The sequence below is a fragment of the Cohnella zeiphila genome, from assembly GCF_014212055.1.
Taxonomy (GTDB): Bacteria; Bacillota; Bacilli; order Paenibacillales; family Paenibacillaceae; genus Cohnella; species Cohnella zeiphila.
Window position 1 is genome coordinate 1 of sequence record NZ_JACJVO010000084.1, and the last position, 9,801, is coordinate 9,801.

Sequence of the window (9,801 nt, forward strand, 5' to 3'; positions counted from 1 at the left end):
AAGCGGCCCGCGCCGCGGCATCCGCCGGCGCCCGCAGCGGCAGCGCCGGAGCATTCAAGGCGCCGCCGCCTCTTGGGGCGGCGCCTCCGTTGGCGGCGGGCGCGGCCGGGCCGGCCTCGCCGCCGTTCGTCCGGGCGGCCGCTTCTTCCGGCCGCCCCGGCAGCCCCGTCTCGGCGGCCGCGGATGAGGCCGCCGCTGTCCGGGGCTGCCCTGCCGTCGCTCCGCCTTCTTCCGGCGGAGAGGCCAGCAGTTCCCCGGCCTGCGACAGCAGCGCGTCGCCTTGCGCCAACAACTCTCCGGCCCGCCGCGCCAGCGCCGCCGATGCCGAGTCCGGCTGCGCTGGCTCCGAATAGTCCGCCAGCAGCGTCTGCAGCTGCCGAAGCTGATCCGTCAGCGGCGGTCCGTATAGCGCCTGCCTTAGCGAGGCCACCGTCGTTTCCGTAGGGGCCAGCCCCCTGCGAAAAGCGACGCTGGCCGCACTCATCCACTCCTGCGCATCCGCGCCGTCCGGTTTTGCTTCGGCCGCCTGTTTAAACCAGTCGGCCGTCGCCTTGTCGATCGGGTAGCCGTCTCTTTTCAGTCCTCTGAGCAGCTCCAGGCTCCACTTCTGGTCCGGCATCCCGAACGATTTGGCCAAATCCGCCAGCGCCTCTCCGGAAGGCGGATCGGTCGCGTCGGCAAGCGGCTTCAGCACGATCAGTCCGGCTTTCGACTCCGGCTGCACCTGAAGCAGCGTTCCCTTGCCGACCGGGAGCTCGGTTTCCACCTTCGCCCGCACTTGCACGCCCCCGATCTGGAACAACGCCTCGTTGTTCTCGAGCATGCCGAGCAGAACGCCCCTGACGATCTGGCCGATCTTCAGCTCGAGCGAACGGCCATCCGCAGGCTGACCGTCGCCGAGCAGCGCGCGCATCATCGATCCGACGTTCAGGCTCATGAGCGTTCCTCCCTTTAGCGGTCTTACTTTATGTATCGGCTGCGACCAAGCCCGTTTTCAGGCCTGTCGTTCAGAACAATTCCTGCTGCTCCGCCACCAGCTTGCCCAGGAACGACCGGCGGTGCAGCGGCGTCGGTCCGAGAGCGAGCAGCGCTTCGCGATGCTCTTTCGTAGCGTAGCCCTTATTCTCCGCGAGCCCGTACCCGGGATAAAGCGCGTCCCATACTTCTTTGCAAAGTCGGTCTCGCGTTACCTTCGCCAAGATCGATGCCGCGCCGATCGTCTGGCTGCGGGCATCTCCTTTGATAATGGGAGTCTGCGGCAAATCTACCGCTACCGTCTCCGCATCGACGAGCAAGTGCTCCGGCCGAATCTTCAGCGCTTCGACCGCCGTCTTCATGGCCAGCCGCGACGCCTGCCGGATGTTGATCCGGTCGATCGTCTCCGCATCGACCCGGGCGACCGACCAGTCGACCGCCTGCTCTATGATGACGTCGTACAGCCGCTCCCTTTTTTTCTCGCTCAATTTTTTGGAATCGTCGATTTCCTCGATGACAAGCCCCGGCGGCAGCACCACCGCCGCGGCGACGACGTCGCCGAACAGGCAGCCTCGCCCGACCTCGTCCAAGCCTGCTACGACCGTCAGTCCCTGCGACCATCTCTCTTTCTCGAAATACAAGCGATCTTCCGTTTCCTCGCGCTCCACGCCCATCCGCCTTTCCCGTACCGCCTGTCACGGTTATCCGACTTGTTCTTTCATTTTCCGACAAACCATACCCGGGAAGCAACCATTTTCGCAACAAAAATGGCCGAAAGCCAAATATTTGACGCTCCTTCCATTCCCTCTTCCTTATCTTTCCGTCGGGATAAGCAGATTTTTTTCCCTTTCTTTCAAAATCCCATTCGCTCAGGAACACCGACGATGCGCTCCTCCGAACGAGCGGGATGTCGGCACAAAGCGCGGAACAAATCCCCCAAAAGTGAAGTGATGCTCTGAAGTTAAATCCGATTCCTTTTGGGGGAGCCCCCGGTTATCCGCAGGAAATTTAATCGCATAATTTCCTAAACAACAAAAAAAGGCGCCGACGGATCGGGAGTCGATCCGTCGGCGCCGGAGAATGGGGAGCCGGCCGTTCACTTCTAGACGATAGGCGATTCCAGCGTAATGCGTCCCAGCTTGCCGCTTCGCAAATCGCGCAGCAGCACGCCGGCCGCCTTCTCGTAATCGATATGGCCTCCGCCGGCGAGACAGCCGCGCTTGCGGCCGATCTCTTCCAGCACCGCCGCGGCCGCGGCCACGTCGGGGAGAGACGGAGGGATGTCGGACAGCCCGTACCGCTCGCTGAGCGCGCCGCCATATTCGGCTGCAAGCCAGCGAAGCGTATGGCACGCCACTTCCTCGATCGGGAGCACTTGCTCCTTAATCGCTCCGGTAGCGGCCAACTTAAAGCCGACTTCAAGGTCTTCGAATTTCGGCCATAGAATCCCCGGCGTGTCGAGAAGCTCCAAATCGCCGCCGGCGCGAATCCATTGCTGACCTTTCGTCACGCCGGGGCGATCTCCGGTTATGGCTGCACTCCGCCCTGCCAGCTTGTTGATCAACGTCGACTTGCCGACGTTCGGAATGCCGACGATAAGCACGCGGGGAGCGCGAGGCTTCATTCCTTTGGCGATCTGACGCTCGATCTTGTCGCTGAGCAGCGCCTTTGTACGCCCCGGGATTTCTTTAACCCCCGAGCCGCTGTTCGCGTCGATCGCCAGCGCTTCGAGCCCGAACGAGCGGAACCAGCCGAGCCACTTGGCGTTCGCCTCCGGGTCGGCCAGATCCGCCTTGTTCAGCAGCACCAGCCTCGGTTTGGGACCGACGATCTCGTCGATCATCGGGTTGCGGCTCGACTGCGGCAGCCGTGCGTCGATCAGTTCAAATACGACGTCGATCAGTTTCAGCTTGTCTTGGATTTGCCGTTTGGCCCGCGTCATATGACCCGGGAACCATTGTATCGTCATGACGTACCCCTTTGTCCTCTTGAACCCGGGAGTCCTGACTGCACGATCATTACTTCCCGCGTCCGATGTACTTGATGTCGTCGAACGGCCAGAAGATTAGCTCCGCCCGGCCGACCACCCGGTCAAGCGGGACATAGCCGATCATGCGGCTGTCCTTGCTGTTCGGACGGTTATCACCCATGACGAACAACTCTCCGTCGGGAACTTTGCCGTCGGGGAACTGGTCGTTCGGGAAATCTCCGTTGTTATAATTGTGCCCTGCCGCATGCGCCTGGTCGATCGCTTGCTTCAAATACGGCTCGTCGATCGGCTTGCCGTTGACGTAGACGGTATCGCCCTGTACCTTCACCGTGTCGCCCCCGACGGCGATAACGCGCTTAATGAAATCGCGCTGCTCGTCGGGTACGTGGAAGACGATGACTTCGCCCGGCTTCGGCTTGCGAATGTCGTAAAGCACTTTGTTTACGATAATGCGTTCCCGATTCTGAAAATTCGGCTCCATCGATTCGCCGTCCACGATAAACGGGGAGATCAGCAGCCAGCGGATGACAAAGACCAAAATGCCAGCGATGACAAGCGCTTTGATCCATTCCATCAACTCGTTGCTTGACTTCTTCGAAGGCTTCTTCGGCGGTTGGCCGGAGCGATCCGCGGGGCCTGACGGCGGTTCGGCGCCCGTGCCGGACGTCGTCTCCAGCGCGGCGGTGCCGTCGGTTTTCGCGGATTCGTCCGCTTCGGCCGGTTCTCCGCTTTTCCAATCATGCGATTGGTCCATGTCGATTCGCCTCATTTCTGCTTATGCGTTCGGATTCGGTTGGCCCAAGATGTCCCCCCCAATCTCTACGTCCGAGAACGGCCGTTGGATTTAACGAAGACGATCCAAACCGAAATTTCGGCCGGAAAAGGACAAAATGCCGGCCTGTCCTTTCCGACGGGGAAACAAAAAATGCAAAAAGGAGGACTTGAACTGCGCCAAGCCCCCCTTTGTCGCTTCATGCTGCGTTATCGAATTTCTTTGATGCGTGCCGCTTTGCCGCGCAGACCGCGCAGGTAGTACAGCTTCGCGCGACGAACTTTGCCGCGGCGTGCCACTTCGATCTTCTCGATACGCGGCGAATGAACCGGAAAAGCGCGCTCGACGCCGACGCCGTACGAAATTTTGCGAACGGTAAACGTTTCGCTGATTCCGCCGCCGCGACGTTTGATCACAACGCCTTCGAACAACTGAACGCGCTCGCGCGATCCCTCGACAACCTTCACGTATACCTTCAGCGTGTCGCCGGGACGGAAGTTCGGGATGTCTTTGCGCAGTTGCTCTTGCGTAATCGCTTGGATCAAATTCATGAGTATCCACTCCTCTCATCACAGACGTTCGTACCCCGCTCCACGGATCCGATGATCCGCTTCTTGGCGTGCAGAGGACCGTCCGACTATCAGGCCGCCCGTTAGACGAGTCGGCACAAACAACATTTGAAATTTTACCACATTTCGCATGGCCAATCAACTACCCGTTACAGGAAAAATCCGCGGCATGCCGCACGCCCGATTCAGCCTCGCTCCGCTCCGCCCGCATCTGCTCCAGCCACAGCCGCTCCTTCTCCGTCAGCTCCGCCTCCGCGAGCAGCTCGGGACGTCTGGCCAGCGTGCGGAGGATCGACTGCCGGCGGCGCCACTTGTCGATCTCGGCATGATTGCCGGAGAGCAGCACGTCCGGCACGGGCAAGTCCCGAAAAACCGGCGGCCGCGTGTAATGAGGATATTCGAGCAAGCCGTCGCCGAACGAATCGCTCTCCGCCGATTGCTCGTTGCCGAGAACGCCCGGGAGAAGCCGGGCGACGGCGTCGATGACGACCATCGCGGGGAGTTCCCCGCCCGTCAGCACGTAATCGCCGATCGAGAGCTCGTCCGTGACGAGATGCTCGCGAATTCGCTCGTCATAACCTTCGTAATGCCCGCAGATGAACACCAGGTGACGTTCTTGGGACAGTTCCCGGGCGATCGACTGGTTGAACGTCCTGCCTTGCGGGCACATCAGAATGACGCGGGGAGGGCCGCCCGCCCCTCCCTCGCTCTCGGCCCGGCTGACGACGTCCTCGACCGCCGCGAAGATCGGCTCGGGCTTGAGAACCATCCCTCCTCCGCCCCCGTATGGCGTATCGTCCACCGTATGGTGCTTGTTCGTCGAATAATCGCGGAAATTGACCGTCGACAAGGAGACGATCCCTTTTTCCCGCGCCTTGCCCAGAATGCTGCTGCCGAACACCCCGCCAAACATTTCCGGGAACAATGTGAGCACGTCTACCCGCATCTTAGAGCAGCCCTTCCATCAAACGGACTTTGACGGTCCGGCCCGGCACGTCGACGGCGAGCACGACCTCGTCGATCACCGGCAGCAGCAGCTCCTTGCCCTTCGGCCGCTTGACGACCCACACGTCGTTGGCGCCCGGCGTCAAAATATCGACGATCGTGCCCAACGCTTCTCCATCCTCGCTCACGACCGAGCAGCCGACGATGTCCCGCACGTAGTACTCGCCTTCCTGCAGAGGAACTCTTTCCTCCGCCCCGACCTTCAGCTCCCAGCCTTTGTACTTCTCGACTTGGTTGATATTGTCGCAGCCTTTGAGCTTGAGCACGAACATCGACTTCTGCTCGCGAGCGCCTTCCACGACGACGTCGAGCATCTCTCCCGTCTCGGGGGAACAGAGCCGAAGCCGGCTGCCTTTCTTAAAGCGGATCTCGGGAAAATCGGTTTGCGGCCATACTTTGAGCTCGCCGCGGATGCCGTGGGTATTCACCACTTTTCCGATGTTGAGCATTCGTTCTTCCGTCATGGGAAAGCCCCCTTTCGAATATGTACTGCGCGTTCCCTAACGTCTGCCTGGACCGCGTTCCTGCGCAAGTGCAACTTTTTCCTCGCTTCGCGAATCGGCCGAGAAAAAACTGCATTTACGCAGGGTTGCCGCTCTTTAAAACGGCGCCGTCTGCGGCCCGGTTCGCGAAAGCGGCCCGACGGCAGCGAAGGGCCGGCGATGCCTCGCGGCATTTCCGGCCCTTCGCCTTGGCGTTACTCTGACACGATGTCCACGATGACGCGTTTCCTCTCCTTGACGGAGGCGGAAGCGACGACGGTGCGCAGCGCCTTGGCGATGCGCCCCTGCTTGCCGATAACTTTGCCGACATCGTGGGGATGAACGGAAAGCTCGTACACCAGGCCGCGCGCGTCTTCCCTGACCTGAATCTGCACGTCTTCCGGATGATCTACCAATGCCCGGGCAATGACCCGAATCAATTGTTCCATGGCTTATCCCTCCGGTTGTGGGACGTTACTTCTGGAGCTTGGATTCGTGGAACTTCTTGAGGACGCCTGCATCGCTCAGAAGATTGCGGACCGTATCGGACGCTTGCGCGCCGTTCTGCAGCCATTTCAAAGCTTTTTCTTCGTTGATTTGAACTTGGGCCGGCTTGGCGACCGGATTGTACGTTCCGATCTCCTCGATGAAGCGGCCGTCGCGCGGAGAACGGGAATCGGATACGACCACGCGATAGTAAGGGGCCTTGTGGGCGCCCATTCGTTTCAGACGAATACGAACTGCCATTTTGTTATCTCACCTCCTTGACAAAGTAAGAACCCCCAAAAGCGACGCGAAGCTTCGGATTCCGATTACTTTTGGGAGTTCCTTTAAAACGGAAATTTCATGTTTTTGCCTTTGCCGCCGAGCATGCCTTTGAGCGCCTTCATGCCGCCCTTCGGGCCTTTCGGTCCCATCATGCCGGAGAACTGCTTCATCATCTTCTTCATGTCCTCGAACTGCTTGAGCAGCCGGTTGACGTCGGCCAGCGTCGTGCCGCTTCCCGCGGCGATCCGCTTGCGCCGGCTGTAGTTGATGATATCGGGCTTCTGCTTCTCGGCCTTCGTCATCGACTTCGCGATCGCCTCGGTGCGAGAGATCTGCTTCTCGTCGATCTTGAAGTTCGGGTTGCCCTTCAGCTTGTTCATGCCCGGCATCATGTCCAGCAGTTGATCCAGAGGACCGAGCTTGCGAACCTGCTCCATCTGCTCCAGGAAGTCGTCGAACGTGAACTCGGCCGTGCGCATCTTGCGCTCCAGTTCCTTGGCCTTGTCGGCGTCGATGTTCGACTGCGCCTTCTCGATCAGCGACAGCATGTCTCCCATGCCGAGAATCCGCGAAGCCATCCGGTCGGGATGGAACGCTTCGAGCTGATCGATCTTCTCGCCGGTCGAGGCGAACTTGATCGGGCAGCCGGTCACCGCCTTGACGGAGAGCGCGGCGCCGCCCCGGGTGTCGCCGTCGAGCTTCGTCAGCACGACGCCGGTCAGGGCAAGCTGCTCATGGAAGCTCTTCGCGACGTTGACGGCTTCCTGCCCGGTCATCGCGTCGACGACGAGCAGCACCTCATCGGGCTTGACCGCCTCGTGAATATGCTTGATCTCTTCCATCAGCGCTTCGTCGATCTGCAGACGGCCGGCAGTGTCGATCAGCACGTAATCGTTGCCCTGCTCCTTCGCGTGCTCCACGCCGCGCCGCGCGATCTCGACCGGGCTGACCTTGTCCCCGAGCGTAAAGACCGGAACGCCGATCTGCCCCCCGAGCACTTCCAGCTGCTTGATGGCCGCCGGACGGTAAATGTCGCCCGCGATGAGCAGCGGCTTGTGGTTTTGCGATTGCAGCATCTTCGCCAATTTGCCGGTCAGCGTCGTCTTGCCCGCGCCCTGCAAGCCGGCCATCAGCACGATCGTCGGCGGCCGGTTGGACTTCGCGAGCTTCACCTGCGTGCCGCCCATCAGCTCGATCAGCTCTTTATGGACGATGTCGACGACGACCATCCCCGGGGTGAAGCTTTCCTGCACCTCCGCGCCGACCGCCTTCTCCTTCACCTTGGCGATAAAATCTTTGACGACTTTAAAGTTGACGTCCGCCTCCAGCAGCGCCAGCCTTACTTCGCGCATCGCCTCGTTGACGTCGTCCTCCGACAGCTTGCCTTTGCCTCTCAGCTTGCCGAACACGCTCTGCAGCCGAGTCGTCAATCCTTCGAACGCCATTTCATCGTCCCTCCTTTCTTACACGACGCTATCCGAGCGCCGGCGTTTCCGTATCGGCCGATGCTTCGTTCTCTGCCCGCCGAAGCCGCTTGGCCGCTTGGCCGAGCGGCTCCCGCCAAGGCGGAGGCAGCTCGCCGATCAGTTCCTCCAGCTGCGCAAGCCCCGCCTCCAACCGCTGATGCCGGGCGGCGAGACGCAGCTTCTTCTCGTATTCTTCCAATGCCTGTTCGGATCGTTTCAGGTGTTCGTACACCGCTTGCCGGCTGATCGCGAAATCGTCGGCAATCTCTCCCAGGGAGTAATCGTCGTGATAATAGCACTTCAGGAACGTCTGCTGCTTCTCCGTCAGCAGAGGCCCGTAAAAATCGAAAAGCACGTTGATTCGGTTCGTCTTCTGCAGCGCGTTCTCCCCGTGCACAAAGGTTCACCCCTTCGCCGATGTCAAGGAAAACCACTTTACACTTGAAACACGTTCCTCATCATACGGGATTCCGGCCCAAATGTCAAGGTGATTCCCTTAACAGCATTTCGAAGAGATCATACGGAAATGCCGAGTTCTTCCGCAGTCCGCCGAATGTGCGCGGCCGCGGCGCCATACTGCTCCTCGGTCCGCAAATGCTCTATGATCAGCGGGGTATCCGGATCCAGCTTGTCGAGCTCGCTCAGGAATGTGCGGTAATCGAGCGCTCCCGCCCCCGGAACCACTTCTTCGAGGCGGACCGTCAGCTGCCCGGCCAAGCGGATGTCCTTGGCATGGCAGTTCAATATCCTTGGACCCAGCTTGCGGAAAAAGTCGCGGATCATGGCGCCGTTGTCGTAATAAAGGCGCGGGCTCGTCACCATGTTCACCGGATCGAAATGCACGCCGAGCCGATCGCGATCGATTGCCCGGATCAACTCCGCGTAAGAATCCGCGGAATCCGGCAGCGCCCATGGCATCGTCTCCAGCGAATAATGGGTGCGGGTCGGTTTCACCGCGTCGATAATTTCCCGCACCGTGTCCACGATCCGCTCGAACGTCTCCGGCTTGAAGTGGTCGGAATGGGGCCCGTCCCACTGCTCGCCGAGCGAGCCGGAAATGTTGACGCAGCAGCGCGCCCCGATGCGATCGGCAAGGGCGAGCTGGTTCTTGCAATGCTCCAGCGCGGCTTGCCGCACGGCCGGATCCGGACTGATCGGACTGCTCCAGGCTCCTACCTCGGCGATCAGAATGTCGTGCTTATCCGCCGCCCGCCGGACCGTTTCGACCGTCGCATCGTCGGCATCGTTCCCGATCGGGCAAATGCCGGCCCGGTAGCCGGCCCGCTTCAACCCGTACGCCCACTCCTCCGGATCCTTGGATTCCGCGAAAGACGCTCCTCCCAGCCTCATGCACGAATCTCTCCTTTTATCGGGACATCTTTTCTATTCTATTGTAACGGATGCGGGCGGCGCGGAACAAACCGCCGTCGTCGGGGCTTCGGCTGCCTGCCATGAAAAAACCGCTCCGCGCCTGGGCAGGCGGGAGCGGATTATAAACGTTCGCGATCAGGAATTGGCCTGCGGCGTCGGATTTTCCGCCGCCGTGGCGCTTGTGGCCGCAAAATCGCGCTGCGGTTTTGTCTTCTGAATGAAGAAGGACAGCGCCAGTGCGGCGATCGTCAGCCAGAACGCATACAGGAATGCTTGATTAATGCCCGATACGGTCGCATGCTGCGTAATATCGAACACTTTCGCCTTGTCGTTCGGATCGACTTGGCCCGAGACCATGAGATCGGCGGCTACGCTCTTCGTTTTGTTCGACATAACGGAGACG

11 protein-coding genes and 2 pseudogenes are annotated in these 9,801 nt (G+C 60.4%); all 13 read right to left on the reverse strand.

Annotated features, from left to right (window positions below):
* Positions 1–937 (reverse strand): annotated as a pseudogene (locus tag H7C18_RS34670) (hypothetical protein); the annotation flags it as partial.
* A gap of 70 nt (positions 938–1,007) precedes the next feature.
* The gene (locus H7C18_RS34675) at positions 1,008–1,649 is read right to left on the reverse strand and encodes a ribonuclease HII (protein ID WP_185133701.1); all 642 of its coding nucleotides are present in this window, start codon (positions 1,647–1,649) and stop codon (positions 1,008–1,010) included.
* A gap of 428 nt (positions 1,650–2,077) precedes the next feature.
* Positions 2,078–2,944 carry a ribosome biogenesis GTPase YlqF gene (gene ylqF / locus H7C18_RS34680; protein ID WP_185133702.1) on the reverse strand — a complete coding sequence of 289 codons (867 nt, stop codon included), beginning with the start codon at positions 2,942–2,944 and terminating at the stop codon, positions 2,078–2,080.
* Between the two features lie 49 nt (positions 2,945–2,993).
* Positions 2,994–3,641 (reverse strand): signal peptidase I, encoded by a 648-nt coding sequence (gene lepB, locus H7C18_RS34685; protein WP_420481909.1) that lies wholly within the window; start codon positions 3,639–3,641, stop codon positions 2,994–2,996.
* 305 nt (positions 3,642–3,946) lie between these two features.
* Complete coding sequence (gene rplS / locus H7C18_RS34690) at positions 3,947–4,288, reverse strand: 50S ribosomal protein L19 (protein WP_185133704.1); 342 nt, start codon at positions 4,286–4,288, stop codon at positions 3,947–3,949.
* Between the two features lie 160 nt (positions 4,289–4,448).
* On the reverse strand, positions 4,449–5,252 hold the full coding sequence (trmD, locus tag H7C18_RS34695) for a tRNA (guanosine(37)-N1)-methyltransferase TrmD (RefSeq protein WP_185133705.1): 804 nt from the start codon (positions 5,250–5,252) through the stop codon (positions 4,449–4,451).
* Position 5,253: 1 nt separating this feature from the next.
* Positions 5,254–5,775, reverse strand: coding sequence for a ribosome maturation factor RimM (rimM, locus tag H7C18_RS34700; RefSeq protein ID WP_185133706.1), 522 nt, complete (start codon positions 5,773–5,775; stop codon positions 5,254–5,256).
* A gap of 233 nt (positions 5,776–6,008) precedes the next feature.
* A complete protein-coding gene (locus tag H7C18_RS34705; RefSeq protein WP_185133707.1) occupies positions 6,009–6,242 on the reverse strand; it encodes a KH domain-containing protein in 234 nt (77 codons plus the stop codon).
* Positions 6,243–6,267: 25 nt separating this feature from the next.
* A complete protein-coding gene (rpsP, locus tag H7C18_RS34710) occupies positions 6,268–6,540 on the reverse strand; it encodes a 30S ribosomal protein S16 (protein ID WP_185133708.1) in 273 nt (90 codons plus the stop codon).
* An 83-nt stretch (positions 6,541–6,623) separates the two neighbouring features.
* Complete coding sequence (gene ffh, locus H7C18_RS34715; RefSeq protein ID WP_185133709.1) at positions 6,624–8,006, reverse strand: signal recognition particle protein; 1,383 nt, start codon at positions 8,004–8,006, stop codon at positions 6,624–6,626.
* Positions 8,007–8,034: 28 nt separating this feature from the next.
* Positions 8,035–8,424, reverse strand: coding sequence for a YlxM family DNA-binding protein (gene ylxM / locus H7C18_RS34720; protein WP_185133710.1), 390 nt, complete (start codon positions 8,422–8,424; stop codon positions 8,035–8,037).
* A 119-nt stretch (positions 8,425–8,543) separates the two neighbouring features.
* The gene (locus H7C18_RS34725; protein ID WP_185133711.1) at positions 8,544–9,377 is read right to left on the reverse strand and encodes a sugar phosphate isomerase/epimerase family protein; all 834 of its coding nucleotides are present in this window, start codon (positions 9,375–9,377) and stop codon (positions 8,544–8,546) included.
* Positions 9,378–9,533: 156 nt separating this feature from the next.
* A pseudogene (locus H7C18_RS34730) lies at positions 9,534–9,801 on the reverse strand (MFS transporter); the annotation flags it as partial.